This is a genomic window from Eggerthella sp. 1_3_56FAA (assembly GCF_000185625.1).
In the GTDB taxonomy this organism is placed as follows: Bacteria; Actinomycetota; Coriobacteriia; order Coriobacteriales; family Eggerthellaceae; genus Eggerthella; species Eggerthella lenta.
The window spans coordinates 975,265-999,344 of record NZ_GL622580.1; the positions used below are offsets into that span (position 1 = coordinate 975,265).

Sequence of the window (24,080 nt, forward strand, 5' to 3'; positions counted from 1 at the left end):
CCGTATGACAAGGCAAGCCGCGCGGGTGTTCTTGGCAGAAGCCGCGCGACCTGCACGTAAAGCAAACCTATAGTATCAGAAAGGCTCGAAACTATGAACAGCAACCTTGTTGGACGCGATATCCTGAACCTACGCGATCTTACGCCCGATCAGTTCCGCTATCTGATCAATTTGTCATGGGAGCTGAAGGCCCAGAAGAAGTCGGGCGTCGACCAGCGTCATTTCTGCGGCAAGAACGTCGTCGCGAACTTCATGTGGAGTTCCACCCGCACGCGATGCGCCTTCGAGACGTCGTGCAACGATCTGGGCATGGGCTTCACGTACCTCACCAACTCCCATATGGGCTACGATGAGAGCATGAAGGACGCGATCCGCGTGCTGTCCGGCATGTACGATCTGCTGGTCATCCGAGCTCAGCTGCGCGAGGAGTTCCTGTACGAAATCGCCGATTATTGCGATATTCCCGTCATCAACGCCCTGACGCTCGACGACCATCCGACGCAGATGCTGGCCGACGCCCTTACGATGGAAGAGCAGTGGGGCGGTTTGGGCTCGAGCCGCCATAAGACGATGGCCTACGTGGGCAATTGCTCCGGCATGCCGTATTTCTACGGCCGCCTGTGCGCCATCCTGGGCATGAACCTGCGCGTGATCGGACCTGAGAACCCGCGTTACCGCCTTCGCCAGCCTTGGGTCGACGAGATCGCCGAGCTTTACAAGCGTTGGAGCCCTGATTGCGAGTTCACGGTGACGACCGACGCGTCCGCTGTCGAGGGCGTCGACGTCATCACCACGGAAGTTTGGCGCTATCGCAGCCCTGATGTAAGCGATCAGGTTCTCGATCCGGAGGCGTACGATTCTTGGATGGGCGACGTGAACGATCTGCTTCCGTACCGCGTTTCAAGCGAATTGTGCGAGCGCACGGGGAACAGGGACGTGTTCTGCATGCACGAGCTTCCTTCCGTGCACAACGCGGAGCACGAGATAGGCCGAAAATTGCTCGCCCAGGCGCCGAACGATTTTGAGCGCACGGTCATCGAGGAGGGGCTCGAGATCACCGACGAGTGCTTCGAAAAGAACGCCTCGGTGATCTTCCGCGAGGCGGAAAACCGTCAGCATACCATCAAGGCGATCATGGCCGCTGTGCTGGGATTGTAAAAGCGCATGCCGAAGCCGTTTTGCGCGCCGTGTCCCTGTGCGGTCCCAAGCAAGGGCCGGCGCGCAGAACAGCGGTTTCGACGCTATCGTTTGAAGGGAAACGATACTTATGGAAAGCTCGCATGCTCTGAAGAACTCAGGAAAGTTCGCTTGGATCTTGGTGCTCGGCCTTGGACTCATGTCGGCGGGCACAACCGGTTCCTATAGCGTCGTCGCAGGCTGTTTCATGACGCCGGTCTGCGAGGATCTGGGAATCGACTACAACATGTTCTCCTACTATTTCACGGCAACGCTGGTGGGGGTCGCCGTCGGCATGATGTGCGTCGGCAAGATCTTGCCGAAAGTGGTCGGTCGGTGGACCCATGTCGCGGTGGCAGCGGTTCTACTGGCGGCTGGCGCGGCCATGGCGTTTTACTCGAATGTCTGGCTGTTCCTGCTTTCGGGGCTCATCATCGGATTCGGCATGTCCTTCACCACGGGGCTTTGCATGTCAGCCGTCATCGATCAATGGTTCAGGAAGAAGGCGGGCCTCGCCATCGGCTTGGCTTGGACGGTCAACTCGGTGTACATGGTCGTCATGAGCCCGGTCATCACCGCCGTCATCGAATCTGTGGGTTGGAGGAACGGGTACCTGGTGCTCGCTGCCGTCTCGGCCCTCGTAGTCATACCGTCTATCGTGTTCATCATCCGGTTCAAGCCCGCGGATAAAGGCATGCTTCCCTACGGTTACAGCGAAGCCGAATCGATCGGTCAAGATGCAGGGGTGGAAATCGCGGCCACGCGAGGCGTGCCGTTCAAGGTTGCGGTGAAGTCGCCCGCGTTCATCGCCTGCGTCTTGTTCCTCTGCCTCGTGCAGATCACCGTGTGCATGAACCAGCTTTTCCCAACATATGCAGTGGAGGTCGGCCTTGGCGCGATGACGGGCGGAATCATGGTTTCAGCTGCGTCCATGTTCGATATCTTCCTCAACCCTGCCGTAGGGTCCTCATGCGACAAGCTCGGCTCGTTCATAGCCCTGGTGCTGTGGGTAGTCGTGAGCATCCTGTCGTTCGTGATGCTCATATTCGCAGCTGGCCAACCGTGGCTCGCCATTCTGGGAGCAGGCGTGAACGACGTTATGTACGTGGTGGCCGGAGCTGGCCTTACGTGCCTGCTCATGAGCGTGTTCGGCTCTCGCGATTACGGTCGGATCTTCGGTATCGTCTGCGGCGTGGCTTATATCGCCGGGGCGTTCGGCATGCCCATCATGACCGCTGTCTACTCGGCAACTGGAACGTTCAATGCGGTGTTCGGGCTGTGCATCGTCATGAATGTCGCCATAATCGGATTGATCTTGGTCATCAAGGCTACCAGCAAGAAGCTGCAGTGGGTCGAGGGAGAGGACGAAACGCCTGTCGCTCTGCATTGAGCGCTAACCTGGGGCGGTGCGCCTTCGAATTAGAGGTGCACCGCTCTGCGCGCTACTCTTGTGCAAGTCCTCCGTCGTCCATAAAGACATCCGCACATTCCTGCTTGAAACCGACAGGCTACTGAAGTAACGGGTCGTCGTCCTCGTCGAGCGCGCGATGCCTGCCGGCCAAGTCGAGGGCGTCGTCGCTGATGGGCGGCGCGCCGTGAGCGCCCCACTTCGCGCGCACCTGCTCGCGGCGGGCGCGCTCGGCACGCGCCTCGCTGGGACGCATTGGCCGGGGCATCTCGGCCGTTGCCGTCTTTTCGTGCGACAGCGCCATGCGGATGCGCATGTATTCCCAGATCAGCAGCACGAGCAGGATGCACATCACGATGAGGTAGCCGATCACGGCACCGGGCAGCCCGGTGAAGTTCACTAGCAGGATGGGCACGAACAACGCGAATCCGAACGTGATCACGTACAGCTTCGTGACGGAGCGCTGCTGGCGCAGCACGGTGATCACTTGGTACAGGAAGTCGATCGCCGCCGTCACGCCGCCCGCTGCCAGCATGATGTAGCATAGCCCGCGGAATTGCTCGAAGTCCACGCCGTACAAGAAGCTCATCACGGGAATGCCGATCCATGCCATGGCAAGCGCCGTGACGCCGGTGACCGCGACGATGACCGCCATGATCACGACGATGATCAGGTCGAACCGCTTGCGCTTCGCAGGGTCGGCCCACACGTTCGCCATCTTCACGAGCAGCGGCTTGTAGATGAACCCGACGGTCAGCAGGATGCCCTGCGCGGGGAAGTACAGCGCGTTGAAGTACAGCTGGTTGTCGTAGCTCAGTACGCCTTCCATTACGAACTTCGGCATGTTGTCGATGAATGCGTACAAGAACAGCGCGATGAACAGGGGGAAGCACTGTTTGAACAACTCGACGATGCTGCCGACGTTCCAACGTTTCGACCTTGGCGTCTCGAACATGGCCAGCGGGAACGTGAGCACGATGAAGGTGGCGAACGCCGCGACGGCCATGACCACGCACGACACGGCCAGGTTGCGGGTGATCAGCAGGCACAGCGAGAACGCCACGAGCACCACGACGGAGCGGAACGCCTGCGACACGCCCGACAGATACAGCTTGTCCACCTGTTGCAGCCGCCCCTCGTACACGTCGGCCAGGCCGTCTACCATCTTGTAGAGGTACACGCCCAGGCTGATGGTGAACATCTGGCTCTCGTAGCCGCGCACCGTGCAGTACACCACGCCGACGAGCACCATGAACGCGCAGGTAATCCACCGGTTGATCTGATAATCCGAGAACGAATGCTCCTCGGTCACGTCGGACACCTGGTAGGTGCGCACGCCGTAGTTGGCCAGGATCATGAGCAGCGTGCCGGTGACGAACGCGAGCGAGAACATGCCCGCCTGCTCCACGCCCACGAGCTGCGTGACCACGACGGTGAGAATGGGGAACACCATGCCCCATGCGCCCACGCCCACCGTATTCCACACGTAGTCGCGCGTGGTGCGGTGCGCGGCGTACTCTTCCTCCTGGTCGGCAAGCGAGCGCTCGGATACCGCGCCCAGCAAGCGGTTGCACCAGCGGTTGACGCCTTTCGTGATGAAGTTGGGCTTACGCCGCTTGCTGGTTGCCTGGCGCTCACGCGAAGAAGCGCCGAGGAACGGCGTCGTGTCAGATGGCGCGGGCGTTTCATCGATCACGGTGTCGTCGTGCAAGGGCTCCGTCGGTTGTTTTGCGTGCGAACCGTGTTTGGTGTCGTTGCGCGTAATGCGATCCATGATGTCGCGTCAGGCTCCTTCGCTGCGTCGCATGCCCATTCTCTCTCAAGGAGCATTATAAGTTCGCATGTGGGCGCTACGCCAAGATTCATACCAGCAGCAAACGGAAGCGCTCCGCTTAGCGAATCCATGGCGCGCTCACGTGGACGAGGAAAGAGACGGAAAGCGCGAGGGGTGAGAGGTGCTTTGCCCAATTGGGGGAGTTTGACGGCATGTGGGCGAGCGCGAAGCCGTCCGCGCTCGTGCGCAGCGGTATACTTGCATGACCAACGTGCAAAGATGCGAAGGGGAGAGTCCATGATCGAAATACTATGGCACGGCCGCGGCGGCCAGGGCGCCTTCACGGCTGCGCGGCTGCTGGGCGCGGCGGCATCGCTCGACGACGGTCGGCATGCTTTGGCGTTTCCGTCGTTCGGGCCCGAGCGGCGCGGCGCGCCGATGCGGGCGTTCACGAAGCTGTCTGACGAGCCCATCGGCGACCGCAGCGCCGTGGCGAAGGCCGACTACGTGATCTACCTCGACGATACGCTGCTGGGCGAGGGCTGGGAAACCGAGCTGAAGCCCGGTGGCGTCGTGCTGGTGAACAGCGTGCGTATGTTCGACGACGAGCGCATCGCGGCGCTCGATGCCGACGGCATCTCGGCGGCCGTTCTGGGCCGACCGATTCCGAACACGGTGTTCCTCGGCGCGCTGTCGGCGCTGTGCGATCGGGTGAGCGTCGAGAACGTGCAGGAAGCCATCCGCCAGTACATGCCGGCGAAGCTGCATGCGAAGAACATCGCGATCGTGGATGCGGCACGGGAGGCGATGGGCGAAGCCCAGGAGCCGCGTGAAGAGGCCCCTGGTCATCCTGAGCGCGCGCAGCATGAAGACGAAGGCTCCCGCGCGACGCCAGCTGAAAGCGCTCCGAGTCTGACCGCCTGCGGCGGCTCCGCTCAGGACGACGTCGTCGTATCTCCGCGTCCTGCGTCTCGCATCCCCGCCCTTCGCTCCGCCAATCTCGACCCTGCTGACTTCGCGCATTCCACGTGCTTCGACGCAGGCTACCTTACGGTGAAGAACGCCGGCTGGCGCAACATGCGTCCCGTGATCGACGCGGCGTCGTGCACGGGATGCCTCCAGTGCTACCTCTACTGTCCCGACGGCACGGTGTACAAGGTTCCGTCGGCTTGCCAGCCGACGGAAGCAGCCGACGCTGCGGCTTCCCCCGGCACCCGATCTCGCGGCGATGCCGAAGGCTCGCGTACCGAAGTATCCCCTGAGGGGACTTCCTGCGGGGCGCGCTTCGCCTCCGCCATCCCCACGATCTCGGACACCGGGGAAACGCTCGCTGACTCACTGGGCGAACCTGCGTGCGCGTCCATGCAGCCCACGGCTCCCGTCGCCATCGACCTCGACTTCTGCAAGGGCTGCGGCATCTGCGCGAAGGCGTGCAAGTTCAACTCGATCACGATGATCCTTGAAAGCGAGGCGGATGCCCGATGAAACGGTTCCTTTCCGGCGACGAAGCGTTCGCCGAAGGCGTGCGCTTGGCGCGCCCGCAGGTGATTTCCGCGTATCCCATCACACCGCAGACGGTGGTGGTGGAGCGACTGAGCGAGATGGTCGAGGACGGCTCGCTGGCCGCCGAGTACGTGCACGTTGAAAGCGAGCATTCGGCGCTGTCGTGCGCCATCGGCGCGTCGGCTACGGGTGCGCGCACGTTCACGGCCACGTCGAGCCAGGGTTTGCTGTACATGGCCGAGTGCCTGACCTACGCGGCGGGCGGACGGTTCCCCATCGTGATGATGAACGCGAACCGCGCAACCGCGCTGCCGTGGAACATCTACGGCGACCAGCGCGACTCGCTGGCGCTGCTCGACCATGGATGGATCCAGGTGTACGCCGAAGACAACCAGGAGGCGCTCGACCTGGCGCTCATGGCGTACGCGGTGGCCGAGAACCCTGCGGTGGCAACGCCCGTTATGGTGAACCTCGACGGGTTCGCGCTCACGCACACCTACGAGACGGTTGACGTGCCCGAACCCGCCGAGGCCGACGCGTTCCTGCCACCCTACGAGCCTGCGGGCAACCGGTTCGACTTCGAGCATCCCGTGAACATCGGCTTCTCGGCCGGTCCCGAGTACAACCGCTACTTCAAGTACTGGGAGCATCGCGACATGCTGGACGCGCCCGCTGTGGTCACCCAGGTGGAGCAGCGGTTCGCCGAGGTGTTCGGTCGGCAGTATCCCGGCATGATCGAGACGCTGGACTGCGACGATGCCGATGTGATACTGGTCACGCTGGGATCGGCGGCCGGGCTGGTGCGCTCGGTGGTGCGGCAGCTGCGCGACCAGGGCGTGCGCGCGGGCATGCTGCGCATCCGCTACCTGCGTCCCATGCCGAGCGCGCTCATCGCCGAGGCGCTGCGCGGCGCGAAGGCTGTGGGAGTGCTGGAGAAGGACGTGTCGTTCGGCGCCGAGGGCACCGTGTTCACGAATGTGAACTCCGCGCTGCAGCAAGCGGCCGTGGGCGTGCCCACGTACAACTTCGTGGGCGGCTTGGGCGGCGACGATATATCGGAAGCGCAAGTGCATGGCATGTACCGCATGCTCGTACAGGCGGCCGAGGGGACGGGCGAGCTGCCGCGCGTATCGTTCCTCGGGATCGATTCTCCGGCGGATGCGCTCGGTGCGGAAAGGGGGCGGTAGCCATGGCCGTCAACGCCAAGAACATCACGGACGACGAGTTCTTCTTCGGTCATAAGGCGTGCGCCGGATGCGGCGGGTCGTTGGCCGTGCGCGTGGCACTCAAGGTTCTGGGGCCGAACGCGGTGTGCGCGCTGCCTGCGGGTTGCATGAGCGCCGTCGGCTTCAACTTCCCGCAGCTCAGTTTCGCCAACAACGCGATGATCACGCCGTTCGCAGCCACGGCCAGCGTGCTCACCGGCATCGAGGCCGGCCTGCGCGCGCAGGGCAAGAAACCCGACGATTGCACGGTGGTGGGCTTCGCCGGCGACGGCGGCACCGCCGACATCGGCATCCAGGCGCTGTCGGGCGCCATCGACCGCAACGACGACGTGCTGTACATCTGTTACGACAACGAGGCGTACATGAACACGGGCATCCAGAAAAGCTCGCTCACGCCGTTCGGCGCCAAGACCACCACCACGCCTGCCGGGTCGAACATGCGCGGCTGCCTGACGCAGAAGAAGAACATGTTCGAGATCGTGGCCGCGCACGGCATTCCCTATGCGGCCACGGCGTCCATCGGCTACCTCAACGACTTCATGCGCAAGGTGGAGCACGCCGCCTCCATTCGCGGGACGAAGTACATCCACGTGATGGCGCCGTGCCCGACGGGCTGGGGCTGCGGCGTGGACGAGACGGTGGACATCTCGAAGGACATCGTCGACTGCGGCCTGTGGTACCTCGCCGAGTACGAGGGCGGGGCGTTCAAGCTCAACCGCAACCCGCGCGAGTTCGCCAGCGTCGAAGCCTACCTGCGCCGTCAAGGCCGCTTCAAGGCTCTTACCGACGAGGATGTCGCCAGCGTGGTTGCCGCGCGCGACGCGAAATGGGAGGTCATGCGGAGAGACTGGGCGTAGCGAGACCCAATATCGGCACGAGCAAGATGAAGGGCGTCGTTTGCAGCGGCGCCCTTCATTTTTATATTCTATCGGATACAAAACAAATCATATGATATACTCCTACCAATCAAACGATTGATAGGAGGACTCATGTCGAAGGATTTGACGGCTCAAGACATCAAGCGCATTCGAAGGAAGTACGGCTTGACGCAGCAGGGTTTCGCTCGTTTGCTTGGATTGGGTGAGGCGAGCGTCGTACGCTACGAGAACGGGCAGACGCCCAGCAAGGCGAACGCGAACCTCATTCGCGCAGCCGACAACCCGGCCTTCATGCGGGATTGCTTCGAACGCGACGGAGATTTGCTGTCGCACGAGCAGCGCGGCAAGGCCGAGCAGATCATCTACGCTCTGGTAACCTTCGACGAGGACGGGGACATCATGGATATTAACGAAATGTACGAAATCACCTTGCAGCAAGAAGTGCTGAACGAACAGGCTGCTCAGTTACTGGGGGAGGTTTCTCGCTTGCGTGCCGCCGCACGGGAAAAAGGGGACGAGATTTCTGCTGCGGTGTACGAGGATGCGTTCATGCAGCTGGCGTTGGCCAAGCGACGCATTATCGACGAAGGTCATTTGAACAAGGTGAGGCTATCGGAGATCAAGGGCCAAATCGAATGCATAGAGCTTTTGGCGAAGAGCCGCGAAGCGAAGGCCGCATAGCATGGAGAGCATCGAATGTTACTCGGATGAAGAACTCTATGAAGGAATACAGGAGATCGTCAGCTCATCGGTCGTCGGTGCGTGTCTTGCGCCTTCGGATAAGCCTCAAGCTATTTTGCTTGGCGGCCAGAGCGGAGCAGGGAAGACGACTCTTCACAACGTCTTTCGCAATGCGATGAACGGTAACGTGATTGTCGTTAACGGTGACGAGTACCGTTCTTTTCATCCGCGATATAAACAGATCTGCGCCCAATACGGCATCGACTCGCCTGCACATACGGCGGCGTGGGCCGGTCGGATGGTCGAGGCGATTATCGATGCGCTCTCCATTATGGGATACAACCTCATTATCGAAGGGACGTTGCGCACGTCCGAAGTCCCCCTGAAGACTGCGCGGCTCCTACGTGATCGCGGGTATAGCGTATCGTTGGCGCTCATGGCGGTTAAGCCGGAGATATCGCTCATCAGCTGCCAGTTGCGATACGAGCAGATGCGCATCGCCGGAACGGAGCCGCGCGCGGTCGATCCGGCGCACCACCTTTCCATCGTCAAGAGCATCGTCGGCAATTTGAAGGTGTTGGAAGAGTCGGGCATGTTCGACGATATAGGCCTGTACTCGCGCAGCGAGCAGCGCCTCTTCTCCAGCGCGGACGACGAAGAACCGGCGAGCGAAGCGCTCGAACGCATCCTCTTCGGAGCATGGACCGCCGAAGAAAGCGCTCACTACGAATATCTCAAGCAACGCCTCGAACAAGCAAAGGCTCTTAAATGAGGCGACAAATCGACCCAGACTGCCGATATCAAGAAAGCCCGAGAACTTTTGAGCGAATGGAGGGAGCGACATGCTTGAGACGAGGACGTGGGATGCTGCAGATCATCTTGCTTCGCCTGACGATATTGCCGAGTACCTCAGCGAGGCTCTCAAAGACGGGGATCCTGGATATTTTGAGCATGCGCTCGGTGTCGTGGCAAGGGCTGAAGGGATGTCTTCGGTTGCGGCTTCCACGGGATTGAATAGAGAGAACTTGTATCGAACCCTATCCGACGACTCGAATCCTCGATTTCAAACCGTTGTGAAAATACTCGACAGCCTTGGTCTCGCGTTCGATGTGAAGCCCGTTGCCGATTCTGTGCAAACCGTCGCGCACTAAAAAGGACGTTCGGATTGCTGTTTTCGGTTCTCGGTTAGCTTCACGGTTCGGGGTCGAACGAGTCTACGAGGTCGATGAGGTCCTGCTTTTTGTGGATGTCGAGCTTGGCGTAGATGCGCTTCGAATGCATGCGCACGGTGTTCTCGGAGATCACCAGCTCCTCGGCGATGCGCACCACGGTCTTGCCGCGCACGATGTGCTCCATGACCTCGGCTTCTCGTGCGCTCAGGCGGAACTCCTGGCAGATGCGGGCGGTCTGCTTGGAGATGCGGTCCTGGTAAACAGGCTCGCCGTCGTTCGCCTACGCCAGCAGGACGGTGGTCACCTGGGACACGCCCTTCGTTCCCGTCGCGTTGTGCTTGAACGCGCTGGTGGGCGGCCCGGTTCTGACTCTTTTCTGCTTGCGGTTCTCGCGGTGGTCGCCGTTAGAAAGCCGGGTGGGCGGGATGCTGCTCGCCCTCTCGTCCGCAGCTCTCCTAGCGAATGCGGGCGTGTACGTCGCCCAAGGCATGAGCGTACTTACGATGAGAAACTACCTTGTGTCCGCAGAACAGCTTGTACCGACGTATGGCGCGATGGCGACGGTTTTCTTCCTGCTTGCTGTAGCCGGGGTTGCAGTGGACGCTCTTCCGCTCATGCGCGGGCGCGGCATCTCGGTTGCATCGGCCGCCATCGCGTCTGCGCTGGTGTTCGCCGGCATCTTCGTGATGCGTTTCGCGTTCTACATGATGCATATGACCTACGGCATCAGTTTATAGCGCTGTTGGCGTGGTACCCTGCTGGGGACAGACCCGGTTGAAGGAGTTTCGATGATCGCGGATGCATCCGCCAAAGCCGCCCACCTGCGAACAATGAGCACCCTCGTCGTGCCTTGTGTTGTCGCCTCTCTGGAGGCTTAGAGGGTATGCATCTGTCGAACACGATGCTCGACGTACTGGGCACTGCTCCGGTGGAAGCGGTCATCATCTACACCTGGAGCCGCGTGCTGCATATGCGCAACAGGGCCGCATTCTACCTTCTTATGTCAAGCTGCATGCTCGTGGTAGTGTTGACGCGCGGCGATGCGGGAACAGGGATGCGCTTCGCCTACCTCGTGTTCACGGGAGGCGTGCTGCCCTTCCTCATGGCAGACGAGCGTCCTGCGCGAAAAGTGTTCGTCATTGCGCTCATGAACGTGGCAATCATGATCGCCGAAGTGCTGGGAACGGCATTGTGGTACGGCATGACGGGAATCGACATCATCGATTACGACAACACGCGGGCGCACCTCGGCGAGTTCGCGATCATGCATGCGGCTCACCTCGTCTTGCTGATCGCGCTGTTCGCCGCGCTGCGCCTTGCTCTGCATCGCGGCGAGTCTGCGGGATCGATGAATTTGCGGCTGTTCCTCTGGTTTCCGGTCGTGCAGGCTCTTCTGCTGACGGTTCCCCTGATTGCAGGGGTGTATGCCCGCCTGGGTTCCAGCGTGCTTTTCTACGGCATGTCGGTGCTTGCGATCGGGTGCTTCGTCGTGGATGCGATGCTGTTCGCTTCGATGGACCGCTACGCTCGCAAGCGGCATGAGGATCAGCGAGCCGCGCTGTTGCAGGGTCAGCTGGATGCGTGTCTTGCGCAGTGCAATGCGTTCGTCTTGGAGGTCGAGCAGACGGCGAGGATGCGCCACGACGTGCGAAACCAGGCTCATGCGGCTATGGCGCTTGCCGAGAGAGGCGACTATGTGCGCGCCCGTGATCATATATCATCGTTTCGGTCATTATATTTGCCGAAGTGACCGAAAAACCCGGAAGGGGCAAAAGGCTTCATCGTATATAATCTCGTGGAGCGCAGCACGCTTATCCCCTCCATGCAAACCAGAGACGTTAGCCGATGCCATGTACCAGGTCGTAATAGTAGAAGACGATGCCGCCCAAGCCGAGATCATCCGGAGCATGATCGAATGCTCCCCGCGTGGCGGCGAGCTCGCCATCGAGCATGTTGTCGACGCCGAATCTTTGACGGCGCGTCTTGCGGAGGAACCGGCCATTGACGTTCTCGTGATGGATATCGAGCTGGGCTCGGAAGACGCGAACGGCATCGACCTCGTGAAGCGGTATTTCCCCGCAGGGTGCGGAACGCAGGTGATCTACGTCACCGGCTTCGTCGAATACTGCACGAGCGTGTACCGCACAGAGCACCTGTATTTTCTGGTAAAGCCGTTCGCGCAGGACGACTTGGACGACGCGCTGAGCCGCGCGTTCGAGCGGCTCGAGGCCGACGCGAGCAAGCCCCTGAGCGTTCGGCTTGGAAGCAGGGTAGTGCTTGTCGAGCCGAGCAGGATCAGCTATATCGAAAGCGATCGGCGCAAAGTACGCATCCATGCGGGAGCCGAGGAGATCGAAGCGTACGCGTCGTTGTCCGACCTCTCTGCCGAGCTGCCCGCTTCGTTCATCCAATGCCATAAGAGCTTCCTGGTAAACATGGATCACGTCAAGGAGCTCAAAGCGGACAGCGTGGTGCTCTCGTCGAACCAGGTTGTGCCCGTGAGTCAGAAGCGCCGCAAATTCGTGCGCGAAGCTGTCTTCTCGCGCGTGCAATCCAAGCTGTAGGACGGCGAGGCTCTCGTATGCCCGATGCTCTCCTCGACATCATCGGGGTCGTTCCCGTGCAATTGGTGTTCGCCTATGCGCTCACCAAGATGCTCAATATTCGCAGACTCTCCCTGTTCTGGGTGCTGGAACTGGTTTTCGTGCTGCTTATCTCCTCGTTTCGTTCAAGCATGAGCGTCGAGTTCAGACTGGCGGCCTCCGTGCCGCTCGCCCTCATTCCCATATTCCTATCGCAGGGAAGCCTCGCGCGCAGAATTCTCGTCGTGACGCTGGCGCACCTGGTGCTTTTCTTCGCAGAGCTGCCCGGCGGCGCCCTGTGGATGTCGATGACCGGCACGCCGGTCGCCGATTACGAGGCCGTTCGAACGCATCTTGGCGCTTTTTTCCTGACTCATGCGGCTCATATGGCTCTGCTCGTTCCGCTTCTCGCGATGCTCTGCATGCTGCTTAACCGTTTCGGCAGCGCTCAGGAACGGGGAATGGGCGAATGGCTGCCCGTGCTTTTTTCCTTGGTACAGCTTGTTCTGGTGAACGTGATGATCCTTTTACCGCTCGGCTACATCCAGGAATCGATGACGTATTACGGCGCAAGCGTGGTGCTGGCGCTTGTCGGTTTCGCGGTCGATCTGCTGCTGTTTGAGGCTATGGGTCGCTTCGCCCAAAAGCGGCGCGACGATGTCCGTGCGACGATGCTCGAAGAGCAGCTGGATCGGTATCTAGCGCGTTGCGGGGAGTTCGTTTCGGACATTGAGCATACCTTGAAGGTGCGGCACGATATGGGCAACCACGTACAGGTGGTGCTTGCCCTGTCGGAACGCGGCAACTTTCAAGAGGCCCACGAACATCTTGCCTGCATGGCCGAGGTGCTTAACGATACCCGCCGAAGCGAGGAGGCAGTCTTATGATCGTGCGGATGATCATCGCGGTAGGCGTGCTGCTGCTGATGTGCGCGATTATGGCGGTGCTGGCGCGCCGGCTGCGCGGCGTGCCCCCGACGCGTCTTTTGATTAACCTTTTATTCCCGTTCAGCCAGCTGTGCATCGTTGCGTTCCTCTTTTATTATGCGATTGCCTACGAGCTGCCTTTTTGGATGTTCGCGCTGGTCGCGGTCGTGGGCGCCTTGTGCGGACCGGTCGATCTCGTGCTGTTCAAAGCGTTGGAGGAGTCCGAGAAGCGCGAGCTGTCCCGCGAGCGTGTGCGTCTGCTGGAAGAGCAGTTGCAAGCGCAGGAACAGTATTTGCGGCGTTTATCGGCGGACATCGATGAAGCGCGCCGCGTTCGCGAAGACGTCGCACGCGAGCTAGCGGCGGTGGACGATCTGCTGCAACGGCAAGAGGCCGAACAGGCATCGCGGGGGCTGATGAAGGCGGTCGGCATCATGGATTCGTCCTGCAAGCGCTCGTGCGAGCACCAGGTGGTCGATGCCCTCGTCTCGATGAAGGCTGCCGTATGTGCGGAGCGAGGCATTCGACTCGAGCTCGATCTGGCGCTGGCCGACGATGTCTCTCTGCCGAGCGTGGAGCTGTGCGCGGTGTTCTCGAACCTGCTGGACAACGCTGTCAGCGCATGCGGCAAGGTGCCGGAGGGCGCGCGGTTCATCAAGCTGAAAGCACGTGTGGATGCCGGCTATCTGGCAGTGCGGATGGAGAACAGTTGCGCGCCGGCTGAACCTGGCGAGGCCCGTCGCGCTCCGCGCCGTTCGCGCGGCGACCGCCTTCCCGAGCACGGCTGGGGCCTGAACATCCTCAAAACCCTCGCCGACCGTCACGACGGCACGTTGGAAACCGTGCAGGAAGATGGCGTGTACCGCACAACGGTGTTGCTGAAACTGGATGCAAGGTGAGGTGGGATATGAGGTTCATCGTTTCTCCTGCTAAGAAGATGAGCGTGGTCGACGATGCGTTTGGATGGCGCGATCTGCCGATGTTCGCGGATCGGGCTGCGCGTCTGGCCGATACGGTGCGGGCGCTCTCGTACGACGAGGCGAAGGCGCTGTGGCAGTGCAGCGACGCGCTGGCCGAACTCAACTTCGAACGCTTCCGCACGCTCGAAGTGCGCTCCGGCGCGTTGACGCCGGCGGTGCTGGCCTACGAGGGCATCCAGTACCAGAACCTTGCGCCGCAGGTGATGACGATGGAGCAGTTGGATTACCTGCAGGAGCATCTGCGCATCCTCTCGGGGCTCTACGGCGTGGTGCGCCCGCTCGACGGCGTGGCGCCGTACCGCCTGGAAATGCAGGCGAAGCTCGCGGTGGACGGCGCGCGCAATCTCTACGAGTTCTGGGGCGACAGCCTGAGCCGCGTGCTCGCGGCCGAAACGGACGTCATCGTGAACCTGGCATCGGTGGAATACGCGAAGGCCGTCGTTCCCTCTGCGGATCGCTGCGGGGCAAGAGTGCTCACCTGCCTGTTCGGCACCGTCGACGCGCGCGATCGCCTCGTGCAGCGCTCCACCGCCGCGAAAGCCGCGCGCGGTACCATGGTGCGCTGGTGCGCCGAGAACGCCATTAAAGAACCTGCCGACCTGCAAGCCTTCGATGCGCTCGGCTACGCGTTCGATCCCGCTCGGTCGACCGACGATTGCTATGTATTCGTTCAGAAATAGCCATGCATAACCTCAAATAATCAAACAAACGGTTTTGACTCGAATTGATGACTCCTCTGAGCGCAAAGCTTTGCGAGAAGTTCTCGTGAATCGCCTGACGAATGCGGACCACCATGGACGACGAGGTCTTGTCGTGTTGCGCACGCCGGAGTGCATCGAGCTTTCGAATCCCGGCGGTTTTCGGGTGGATGTGAAAGCCGCCATTTCGCGCATCGGACAATATCACTATAATAGGAGCATTCGCGAACAATTGGCCCACCCGTGCGGACGCGCATGGGCGGGCGACGGCCTGACGAGGAAAACCAATGACCATGAAACCGTACAACCCGCACGAGATCGAACCCCGCTGGCAAAAGGAGTGGGACGATGCCGACCTGTACAAGGTGACCGAGGATCCCTCGAAGCCGAAGAAGTACGTGCTCGAGATGTTCCCGTACCCCTCGGGCGACATCCACATGGGACACGTGCGCAACTACACCATCGGCGACGTCGTCGCGCGCTACTACAAGATGCGCGGCTTCGACGTGCTGCATCCCATGGGTTGGGACGCGTTCGGCCTGCCGGCCGAGAACGCGGCCATCAAGCGCAACAGCCATCCGGCCAAATGGACCTACGCCAACATCGACACGCAGAAGGCCAGCTTCAAGCGCATGGGCTTCTCGTACGACTGGGACCGCACCGTGGTGGCGTGCGACCCCGAGTACTACCGCTGGGGCCAGTGGATCTTCCTGCAGTTCTGGAAGCGCGGTTTGGTCGAGCGCCGCAACAGCCCGGTGAACTGGTGCCCGAACTGCGCGACGGTGCTCGCGAACGAGCAGGTCACCGAGGGCGAGTGCTGGCGTTGCCACGGCGCGGTGGAGAAGCGCGACCTCACGCAGTGGTACTTCAAGATCACCGACTACGCCCAGGAGCTGCTGGACGACCTCGACCAGCTGGACGGTTGGCCCGAGCGCGTCAAGCAGATGCAGGCGAACTGGATCGGCCGCTCCGAAGGCGCCGAAATCGACTTCGTGCTGTGCGGGCCCGACGGCGAGGCTCCGGCCGAACCGACGGCCGACGATGTGATCACCGTGTTCACCACGCGTCCCGATACCTTGTTCGGCTGCTCGTTCTTCCTGCTGGCGCCCGAGTACAAGGGCCTCATGGAGCTGGTGGAGGGCACCGAGTACGAAGCCGCCGTGCGCGAGGTGGTGGAAGGCGCCGCCAAGGTGAGCGCCGTCGAGCGCGCCCAGGGCGACCGCGAGAAGCACGGCGCGTTCACCGGCCGCTATATGGTGAACCCGGTGAACGGCGAGAAGGTGCCCGTGTGGGTGGCCGACTACATCGTGAGCGATTACGGCACCGGTGCGGTCATGGCCGTGCCGTGCGGCGACCAGCGCGACTTCGAGTTCGCGCGCAAGTACGACCTGCCCATCATTCCCATCATCCTGGGCGAGGACGATCCGCTGTATCCCGAGCTCAACGGCGTGCAGGAGCGCCGCGTGACGTCGGTCGATTGGGAAGCGGCCTACGATGCCGAAGGCGTGCTGGTGCAGTCCGGCAAGTACACCGGCATGGTGGGCGGCAAGCATTCGCCCGCCGTCGATGCGATCATCGGCGACCTCGCGGCCGAGGGCAAGGGCAAGAAGACCGTGCAGTTCCGCCTGCGCGATTGGCTGATCAGCCGTCAGCGCTACTGGGGCAACCCCATCCCGGCCGTGCACTGCCCGGAATGCGGTCTCGTGCCCGTGCCGGAGGAGGACCTTCCGGTGCGCCTGCCCGAGGACATCGACCTGGCTGCAGGCGAGACGCTTGCCACGCACGAGGCGTTCGTGAACACGACGTGCCCGGTATGCGGCGGCCCGGCGAAGCGCGAGACGGACACGATGGACACGTTCACATGCTCCAGCTGGTACTACCTGCGCTACACCGATCCGCACAACGAGGAGCTGCCGTTCGCGCCCGAGAAGGCGAACCGTTGGATGCCCGTCGACCAGTACATCGGCGGCATCGAGCATGCCATCCTGCACCTGCTGTACAGCCGCTTCTACACGAAAGTGCTGCGCGACCTGGGGCTGCTTGAGTTCGATGAGCCGTTCTCGAACCTCTTGTGCCAGGGCATGGTGAAGGACGAGCACGGCGAGACCATGTCGAAGTCGAAGGGCAACGTCATTGCCCCCGAGGACATGATCGCCGAGTACGGCGCCGACGCGGTGCGCGCGTACATCCTGTTCATGGCCCCGCCCGACAAGGACCTGCTGTGGGACGAGGGCGGCCTGGCGGGCATCTACAAGTTCATGAACCGCGCTTGGCGCATTGTGAACGACCTGATGGGAGCCGCCGACGAGGAAACGCTGTTCCAGCCGGGCGCGTCCGAGGACGAGGGCATCAAAGCGCTCGAACAGCTGGTGCGCGAGCGCCATCGTGTGGTGGGCAAGGTGGTCGACGACTTCGACCGCAACAACTTCAACACGGCCCTCGCCGCCATCATGGAGCTGACGAACGCGGCGAGCGACTACCTGCGCAAGCGCTCGCCCGAGCAGCGCGCCGCCTGCGAAGAGTCGCGCGCGGTCGATGCCGATGTGGCCGAAGTGCTGGTGAAGCTGCTGGCTCCGTTCGCGCCGCACTGGGCCGAGGAGCTGTGGCATGCAGTGCTGGGCAAGGACGGCTCGGTGCACACGCAGCCGTGGCCCGAGTTCGACCCCGAGCAGGCCAAGGCCGACGAGGTCGAGCTGGCTGTGCAGGTGAACGGCAAGGTGAAAGCGAAGATCATGGTAGCGGCGGACGCTGCCGAGGACGACATCAAGGCCGTAGGCCTCGCAGCCGTCGAAGCGGCGCTCGAGGGCAAGGACGTTAAGAAGGTCGTCGTGGTGCCCGGCCGCCTGGTGAACATCGTCGCGAAGTAGGGCGCACGATAAGGCTGGGACATTGAGGAACGGCTCGGGTTTCCGAGCCGTTCCGTTTTGGAGGGGGCTATCGAGAGTGGCGAGGAACTATGCCACGTAATCGGCGGCGTTGTCGCCGGCTATGCGACCGAATGTGTATATGTCTGCCATGGAGGTCGACCCCAAACGATTCGTGCCCATCTTATGACCGGCTACTTCGCCAGCCGCATACAATCCTGGAATAGGGGATCCTTGGACGTCGAGCACCTCAGCGCTTGTGTTGATGCGTAGGCCACCCATGGTGTAATGAACGGCGGGCTTGTAGGCCATAATGTAATACGGCGGGGTGTCCACCTTGTGCATGGTTCCGCGATAGGCGAAGTCGGGATCAGATCCTGCGTCGACGTATCCGTTCCACTGCTCGATGGTTTTCGAAAGCTGGGCTGCATCGATGCCGAAAGGCTCGCATGCCTCCTCGAGCGTATCGGCCTTCACGCATAGCTTGCGCGATGCGAGGTTCTCGAACTCGTCTGAATGTATATCTACCACCTTGGTCTCGTCGGCAGCGGCTTGATCCCATATTTCGTAAGCGCGCTCGTCGGTTTGCTCGAGGATGGCTTTCGATAGCACGTCGCGACGTCCAAGCTCCTCGACGAAGCGTTTGCCTTCCTTGTTGAACATGACCGTGCGCTCATCGAGACGCATGTCGTCCAGGTAGAGCAGCGCGCCGGTATCGACGTCGCAGATGGGATAGGTTTGAATAAGCTCCATGTCGACCAGATCGGCTCCGATGGCCGAAGCCATGGTCAGGCCGTCCCCCTGTGCGCCCACTGAATCGGTCGAGTTGAACTGCTCGCCGAACTCGGGGTTGGCCTTCGCGCGCATTTCGACGTTCGCGCCGAACCCGCCGCATGACAAGACGACGGCCTTGCAGTCGAAAGCGTACTCATCGCCCGTGACGACGTTCACTGCCTTTATCCCGTTGATCTTTCCATCGGAATCTTGTGCGAGATCGGTGGCTTTCGTGTTGTCGATGAGCGTGATGTTGTCGATGGATCGCGCTCGCGTGGTCAGTCGCGTTGTCATGGCGTTGCCGATGTGCCCCGAGGGAATAATGGAGCGTTTGACGGTGTGGCCGCCGAAAAACAGCAGGTTGTGCTCCCAGGAAACGCCGCCCTCGTACGTGAGCCATTGCGCGGCATCGTACACGCCGCGGGCGATGACGTTGACCAGCTCGGGATCGCCGCGATGGTCTCCTCCTTCCAGCATGTCGGCCGCGAGCAGTTCGGGACTGTCTTCAAGCCCTGAGTTCTTCTGGATCCAGTTGCCCGGTACGGCCATTTCTCCGCCCGACAACGCGGTCGATCCGCCGAACACGCCGAGCTTCTCCATGAGCAGCACCTTCTTGCTTTTGTTCGCTGCACTGATGGCCGCAGTGAATCCTGCCCCGCCCGCGCCTACGACCACCACATCGTACGACGTGGGAATGTCGTTATCGGGCCGTTGAAGCGCCTTGTCGCGCTTCTTCCATTCCGATGATTTCTCTCCGGCTTTGTCGAGCGCTTCGGCAACGGCTGTGAGGTAGGCCATGCTGGAAAGCGATGCGCCGCTCACGACGTCGACGTTCAACGTCTGACCTTCGACGATGAGTTTGCCCAGCTTGTCCATGCAGACATCGCCCAATCCGGCAGACTCGCGAGAATCGAGCACGTCGATGCGCTCGATGGCGCCGTTTTTCGTGATCACTTCCACCTGTATGGAGCCGTGCTTGCCCATGCCGCTGCCGACGGTTGCCACGCTTGCTTCGTCGGAAGGTGCTTTCGCGGCGCTTCCCTTCGGCGCGCATCCGCCAAGGGTAAGGGCTCCTCCTGCGGTCGCAAGAGCGGCTCCGGTGAGAAACTGCCTGCGTGAAAGTTCAGCCATGATGTCCATCCTCCCTGTTATCTGTTCCGTCTCCCCGGTTGGTCGGCATCGCAACCGTGTTGAGCGTCGAGTACCGACCTGTGTGCTCGGGACAGCGGAAACATACCATCGGGAAAATGCCTTTGCAGCCCGCGGCGGGTTTCAATGTGTAACCCTACCCGAGTTTAAAAATGTAACCCCGTGCAAAACGCCTTCGATATCGCGGGGCGAAAGCGTAAGATGGAAGCTGGAATTGCAGGGAGGGGAGGAACTGCATGAGGGAGTTCGTCGCGCGTTGGAAAGACATGTTTATACGCATGGGGGCTATGCCGGTCTCTTTTCTCGGGGTGGGGTTGTACCGTGCATGGCTTGCCACGTTCTTTCGCTATGAGGCGTTTCCGACCATTGATTTCTTCGATTACGCGCTGTTCGAGGGAGCCATAGGCGTGGCGTCGTTTGCCGTCGTGCTCCTATCCCGACGTATCACGCCTCTGTGGTCGAACAACGCGCTGGTGACGTTGACCGCCATCGGCATGGTCGGAGGCTCTGCGCTCTGCGTGGTCTCGTGCTTCTGGCTGCAAGTTGCCGCGCTCAAATACGCCGGCCTCATGTTGGCGGGAGCGGGGCTGGGATTGCTCATCCTCATGTGGACCGAATTCTTCGGATCGCTGAATCCTATGCGCGTAGCGGTGTACTATGCTGGCGCCATCGTGTTGGGGGAAGCGTTGAAATGGCTGTTCGGCGGGTTGGATCCTGCGTATATTGCCGTGTTTTCCGTGATGCTTCCGCTTGCGTCCATCGATTGGGTTCGGCGATCGATGAAGCGTCTGCCGGATGTCGATCTGCCCAAACGCATGGGAAAGGCCGGGCTCTCGGAGGTGCCTTGGAAGCCCATTCTCCTTATGGGAGTGTGTACCTTCGCGACAGGGTTCGGCGTGTTGCCGGATCAGCCGCTGGTGGTCGGAAACGTCGTCGGGACTGTGTTGGTGGCGGCGTTTGTGATCTTCGGCGTATTGTCGTCGTCAAGATGGTTCAACTTCGACACGATATACCAGCTCGCCTTCCCCTTTATGACGGTGGGGTTGTTGCTGATCGCCCCGCAGTTCTCTCTCGATGCGCAAACGGTTGCGACCTGCTACGACGCGGGTTACACGATGCTTTCCATCTTCATCATGATCGTCTTGAGCAACATCACGTACCGTTTCGGCATTTCTGCCGCCTGGTTGAACGGAATCGAGCGTGGCATCCGCTATCTGGTGGAAGCTGGAGGATGGAGCTTGTTCGCATTTGGCTCGTCGTACTTGCCGGGGGAATTCATGAACATGCTTCATATCGGGATCGTTGCATCTGTGGTGGTGGCGTTCGTAATCCTGTTTTTCACCGAAAAAAGGCTTTCCGCGAAGTGGGGCATCAATCTCAAGGGGGATCCTGGAGAGGACGACGTGTTTTCGCCGGGGCTGTTGGCCATGCGCGTATCCGATCTTTCGCGCGAATGCAGTCTCAGCCCGCGTGAAGAAGAGGTTCTCCAACTGCTTGCGCGGAAGGGGACGACGGCGGAGATCGAGGAGAACCTGTTTGTGGCGCGCGGTACGGTAAAAGCCCATACGAGTCGAATCTATCGTAAACTGGGAGTGCACAGCCGCGAGGAGCTGTACGAATTGCTCGGCATCGCCGAGTAGCGCTGCGATGCGGTTTGAAGGAGGCGCGATGGCGAAGGAAACTTTGTTCGAGGAGATGGAAATAGGCTCGTTGCGGGCGAAAAACCGACTGGTGCGAGCAGCCACCTACGAGGCGTTAGCCGATGACGGTGGGCATATGACTCCTGAGCTGACGGCGATCTACGAGGAGCTTGCCGATGGCGGGATAGGTACGATCATCGTGGGGTATGCACGCGTTATGCGAAACGAACAGCCGAATCCTCGGATGCTGGGCATCTACGACGACTCGTTCGTTCCCGAATTCCGGGCATTGACGGACATGGCTCACGCGCATGGGACGGCTATCGTATCGCAGATCGTATACGGCGGCTCGGCGACGAAGCTCCAGCCGCCCAGCAGGCGCATCCTCGGGCCGTCGGCCGTCGCCAACCCGAAGACCGGCATCGTGCCGGTGGAGGCCACGGTTGCCGATCTGCATGAGCTCGCCCAAGCATTCGCCGACGCGGCGGCCCGTGCTCAAACTGCCGGATTCGATGGCGTCGAGCTGCATGCGGCGCACGGCTACCTGCTCAGCCAGTTCTTGAGCCCCTTGCTCAACAGGCGCCGCGACGAGTACGGCGGTGCCCTGCGGAACCGTGCCCGCTTCCTTGTCGAGGTCGTCGACGCTGTGCGCTTGCGAGTGGGTGCGACGTTCCCGCTGATCGTGAAGCTGAACAGCTCCGACGGCGTGGAGGGCGGCCTGACTGAGGACGACAGCATTGAAGCGGCGAAGCTGCTGGCGGCTCACGGCGCGTCGGCTATAGAAGTGAGCGGGAACTGGCGGAACTGCCGTGTGCGCGACTTCGATGGAGAGCCGTTCTTCGCTCCCTATGCGAAGCGGCTTGCGTGCGAGGTCGACATTCCCCTGATCCTTACCGGAGGCAATCGGCGGCTCGATGCGATGGAGCGCCTTGTTGTTGAAAGCGCCGGCGGCATAGCGGGTTTCGGTCTTTGTCGGCCGCTTATCTGCGAACCGCGACTGGCGCGACGCTGGCGGGTCGATCCGCAGGCGAAGCCCCGCTGCGTTTCGTGCGATAAGTGCAGCACGATGCCGGGCCATCGCTGCATCTTGGAATGAGACAAGGGAACGGGGTTTACGACTCATAGCCCGCGACGAGTCGTAAACCTCGTTCCCTTGTCTCCCTTGTCTCCTCGAACCCGCGCAATTCTCATGTAATCGGCTTCAAGTTTCGATGACGGGCGCGGAATGCGTAGCGGGTTCGGTGCGGGATTTGCTATCATCGACGCTTATGACGCGACGCAAGAAACATGGATGGTTGAAGACGATGCTGGGTTTGATGCTCGGATGCATGCTCGTGGTCGTCGCCGTGTTCGCGGCGACGAACGTGGCGACCATCGCCACGACCAAAGATCGTATCGTCGAGCCGCAATCGGCGGTCGGCTTCGATGCCGACGCGATCGTTGTGCTGGGCGCATCCGTGTTCGCCGACGGCACGCCGTCGGGCATCTTGCGGGATCGGCTGGACGACGGCATCGCGCTCTACAAGGAAGGTGTGGCGCCGAAGCTCATCATGAGCGGTGACAACAGCACGGTGTCGTACAACGAGGTGCAGGTGATGAAGGACTACGCCATTTCCCAAGGCGTGCCGAGCCACGACATCTTCTGCGACCATGCAGGCTTCTCCACGTACGAGAGCATGTATCGTGCGAAGCACGTGTTCGGCGCCGAGCGCATCGTGGTGGCCACCCAGACCTATCATCTGTATCGTGCGCTGTACGCCGCGCAGGGTCTTGGCCTCGAGTCCCTCGGCGTGGCCAGCGACTACCATGACTACTCCAAGCAGCTCCAGTACGATCTGCGCGAGATCCCCGCGCGCACGAAGGACTTCTTCAAGACGCTGTTCAAGGTACCTTCGACGTTCGTGGGCGACCCCATCAGCCTCGATCAGTCCGGCGACGTCACCGAGGGCTGACGGGGAGTGTCAGAGGTGCGTCAGGCGCGCGCGATTCTTACGCTAGCAGCGCCAACAGCGCCTGCGCTTCGCAGGTCACCGGGTCGAGGACGGGGATGCCGGCGGCTCGTTCGAGCTGCGGCGCCAAGCCGATAGTCGAAAACCCCGTGCAGGCGAGCGCGATGACCGCTGCGCCTTCTTCGCGCAGGCGTCGAGCCGTCGTGATAGCGGCGTGTTGACCTGCGGGCGTGTTCAGATCGCGCGTGTCGCGAACGCCGTCGGGCACGAGGTTCGCCAACAGACGCTCGCCCAAGATGCGCGGGAACGCGGGCGGCGCGTCCGGCGTGATGCCGATGACGCCTACCGGCCCCTCGTGAAGCGCCGCGGCGGTGGCCATGCTTTCGCCCGCGCCCACCACCGGCACGCCCACGATGGCGCGCGCTTCGGCTACGCCGGGGTCGTCGGCGCAGCTCACTATGATGCCGTCCGCGTCCTGTTCGACCAGCTGACAGGCAAGCGCAATCACTTTAGGTTCGGCAGTGCGCTTCGTAGCGGCATCGTGCACGCCCTCGGGTTGATCGGGAATGCAGCGCGACACGACGCGCACCTGAGGAAACGCACGCTCGATGAGCAGCCCATGCGCGTCAGCCTGTTCTTGATCCTGCGTGATGACGCGGATGACTCCTACAGTCCAGGTGGGGTGAAAAACGGTATCCAT

21 protein-coding genes and 1 pseudogene are annotated in these 24,080 nt (G+C 61.4%); 18 read left to right on the forward strand and 4 right to left on the reverse strand.

From position 1 onward, the window contains the following. Positions 1 to 93: 93 nt before the first annotated feature. The gene (locus HMPREF1023_RS09430) at positions 94 to 1,158 is read left to right on the forward strand and encodes an ornithine carbamoyltransferase (RefSeq protein WP_009306022.1); all 1,065 of its coding nucleotides are present in this window, start codon (positions 94 to 96) and stop codon (positions 1,156 to 1,158) included. 226 nt (positions 1,159 to 1,384) lie between these two features. Next, complete coding sequence (locus HMPREF1023_RS09435; protein ID WP_226844269.1) at positions 1,385 to 2,566, forward strand: MFS transporter; 1,182 nt, start codon at positions 1,385 to 1,387, stop codon at positions 2,564 to 2,566. Positions 2,567 to 2,684: 118 nt separating this feature from the next. On the opposite strand, the gene HMPREF1023_RS09440 is transcribed toward HMPREF1023_RS09435, so the two are convergent. Next, positions 2,685 to 4,358 carry a lipopolysaccharide biosynthesis protein gene (locus HMPREF1023_RS09440; RefSeq protein WP_009608163.1) on the reverse strand — a complete coding sequence of 558 codons (1,674 nt, stop codon included), beginning with the start codon at positions 4,356 to 4,358 and terminating at the stop codon, positions 2,685 to 2,687. A 297-nt stretch (positions 4,359 to 4,655) separates the two neighbouring features. Between HMPREF1023_RS09440 and HMPREF1023_RS09445 the strand changes: the two genes are divergently transcribed. The 6 genes from HMPREF1023_RS09445 to HMPREF1023_RS09470 all read left to right on the forward strand — a co-directional run bounded on the left by HMPREF1023_RS09445 (position 4,656) and on the right by HMPREF1023_RS09470 (position 9,797). After that, positions 4,656 to 5,843: a 2-oxoacid:acceptor oxidoreductase family protein gene (locus HMPREF1023_RS09445; RefSeq protein ID WP_009306025.1), complete on the forward strand. Its 1,188-nt coding sequence runs from the start codon at positions 4,656 to 4,658 to the stop codon at positions 5,841 to 5,843. Then, a complete protein-coding gene (locus HMPREF1023_RS09450; protein WP_009306026.1) occupies positions 5,840 to 7,048 on the forward strand; it encodes a transketolase C-terminal domain-containing protein in 1,209 nt (402 codons plus the stop codon). Before HMPREF1023_RS09445 ends, HMPREF1023_RS09450 begins: the two co-directional genes overlap by 4 nt. A gap of 2 nt (positions 7,049 to 7,050) precedes the next feature. Further along, positions 7,051 to 7,944 (forward strand): thiamine pyrophosphate-dependent enzyme, encoded by an 894-nt coding sequence (locus HMPREF1023_RS09455; protein ID WP_009306027.1) that lies wholly within the window; start codon positions 7,051 to 7,053, stop codon positions 7,942 to 7,944. Positions 7,945 to 8,076: 132 nt separating this feature from the next. Beyond that, complete coding sequence (locus tag HMPREF1023_RS09460; protein WP_009306028.1) at positions 8,077 to 8,646, forward strand: helix-turn-helix domain-containing protein; 570 nt, start codon at positions 8,077 to 8,079, stop codon at positions 8,644 to 8,646. A gap of 1 nt (position 8,647) precedes the next feature. Further along, positions 8,648 to 9,418 (forward strand): zeta toxin family protein, encoded by a 771-nt coding sequence (locus HMPREF1023_RS09465; protein WP_009306029.1) that lies wholly within the window; start codon positions 8,648 to 8,650, stop codon positions 9,416 to 9,418. A 70-nt stretch (positions 9,419 to 9,488) separates the two neighbouring features. Continuing rightward, positions 9,489 to 9,797, forward strand: a complete 309-nt coding sequence (locus tag HMPREF1023_RS09470; RefSeq protein ID WP_009306030.1) for an addiction module antidote protein — start codon at positions 9,489 to 9,491, stop codon at positions 9,795 to 9,797. 40 nt (positions 9,798 to 9,837) lie between these two features. Here HMPREF1023_RS09470 and HMPREF1023_RS15265 read toward each other — a convergent pair whose 3' ends face one another. Next, positions 9,838 to 10,065: a helix-turn-helix transcriptional regulator gene (locus HMPREF1023_RS15265; protein ID WP_309295319.1), complete on the reverse strand. Its 228-nt coding sequence runs from the start codon at positions 10,063 to 10,065 to the stop codon at positions 9,838 to 9,840. 46 nt (positions 10,066 to 10,111) lie between these two features. Between HMPREF1023_RS15265 and HMPREF1023_RS09475 the strand changes: the two are divergent. The 7 genes and pseudogenes from HMPREF1023_RS09475 to leuS all read left to right on the forward strand — a co-directional run. Further along, a pseudogene (locus tag HMPREF1023_RS09475) lies at positions 10,112 to 10,555 on the forward strand (DmsC/YnfH family molybdoenzyme membrane anchor subunit); the annotation flags it as partial. A gap of 146 nt (positions 10,556 to 10,701) precedes the next feature. Next, positions 10,702 to 11,568 carry a hypothetical protein gene (locus HMPREF1023_RS09480; protein WP_009306035.1) on the forward strand — a complete coding sequence of 289 codons (867 nt, stop codon included), beginning with the start codon at positions 10,702 to 10,704 and terminating at the stop codon, positions 11,566 to 11,568. 100 nt (positions 11,569 to 11,668) lie between these two features. After that, a complete protein-coding gene (locus tag HMPREF1023_RS09485) occupies positions 11,669 to 12,382 on the forward strand; it encodes a LytTR family DNA-binding domain-containing protein (RefSeq protein WP_009306038.1) in 714 nt (237 codons plus the stop codon). 17 nt (positions 12,383 to 12,399) lie between these two features. Then, the gene (locus HMPREF1023_RS09490) at positions 12,400 to 13,287 is read left to right on the forward strand and encodes a hypothetical protein (protein WP_009306039.1); all 888 of its coding nucleotides are present in this window, start codon (positions 12,400 to 12,402) and stop codon (positions 13,285 to 13,287) included. Next, entirely contained in the window at positions 13,284 to 14,225 is a 942-nt protein-coding gene (locus tag HMPREF1023_RS09495) for a sensor histidine kinase (RefSeq protein WP_009306042.1), read from the forward strand. The genes HMPREF1023_RS09490 and HMPREF1023_RS09495 overlap by 4 nt, the downstream gene beginning before the upstream one ends. Before the next feature lie 8 nt (positions 14,226 to 14,233). After that, positions 14,234 to 14,986, forward strand: coding sequence for a peroxide stress protein YaaA (yaaA, locus tag HMPREF1023_RS09500; protein WP_009306045.1), 753 nt, complete (start codon positions 14,234 to 14,236; stop codon positions 14,984 to 14,986). Positions 14,987 to 15,297: 311 nt separating this feature from the next. Beyond that, positions 15,298 to 17,871, forward strand: coding sequence for a leucine--tRNA ligase (gene leuS, locus HMPREF1023_RS09505; RefSeq protein WP_035578867.1), 2,574 nt, complete (start codon positions 15,298 to 15,300; stop codon positions 17,869 to 17,871). A gap of 87 nt (positions 17,872 to 17,958) precedes the next feature. On the opposite strand, the gene HMPREF1023_RS09510 is transcribed toward leuS, so the two are convergent. Further along, a complete protein-coding gene (locus HMPREF1023_RS09510; RefSeq protein ID WP_009306048.1) occupies positions 17,959 to 19,773 on the reverse strand; it encodes a flavocytochrome c in 1,815 nt (604 codons plus the stop codon). Positions 19,774 to 20,027: 254 nt separating this feature from the next. On the opposite strand from HMPREF1023_RS09510, the gene HMPREF1023_RS09515 reads away from it, so the two are divergent. The 3 genes from HMPREF1023_RS09515 (at position 20,028) to HMPREF1023_RS09525 (ending at position 23,383) form a co-directional block, all read left to right on the forward strand. After that, a complete protein-coding gene (locus HMPREF1023_RS09515) occupies positions 20,028 to 21,431 on the forward strand; it encodes a helix-turn-helix transcriptional regulator (RefSeq protein WP_009306050.1) in 1,404 nt (467 codons plus the stop codon). A gap of 28 nt (positions 21,432 to 21,459) precedes the next feature. Beyond that, a complete protein-coding gene (locus HMPREF1023_RS09520) occupies positions 21,460 to 22,527 on the forward strand; it encodes an NADH:flavin oxidoreductase (protein ID WP_009306052.1) in 1,068 nt (355 codons plus the stop codon). Positions 22,528 to 22,735: 208 nt separating this feature from the next. Then, positions 22,736 to 23,383, forward strand: a complete 648-nt coding sequence (locus HMPREF1023_RS09525) for a vancomycin high temperature exclusion protein (RefSeq protein WP_050784832.1) — start codon at positions 22,736 to 22,738, stop codon at positions 23,381 to 23,383. 37 nt (positions 23,384 to 23,420) lie between these two features. Here HMPREF1023_RS09525 and HMPREF1023_RS09530 read toward each other — a convergent pair whose 3' ends face one another. Continuing rightward, positions 23,421 to 24,080: an aspartate/glutamate racemase family protein gene (locus HMPREF1023_RS09530; protein ID WP_015759985.1), complete on the reverse strand. Its 660-nt coding sequence runs from the start codon at positions 24,078 to 24,080 to the stop codon at positions 23,421 to 23,423.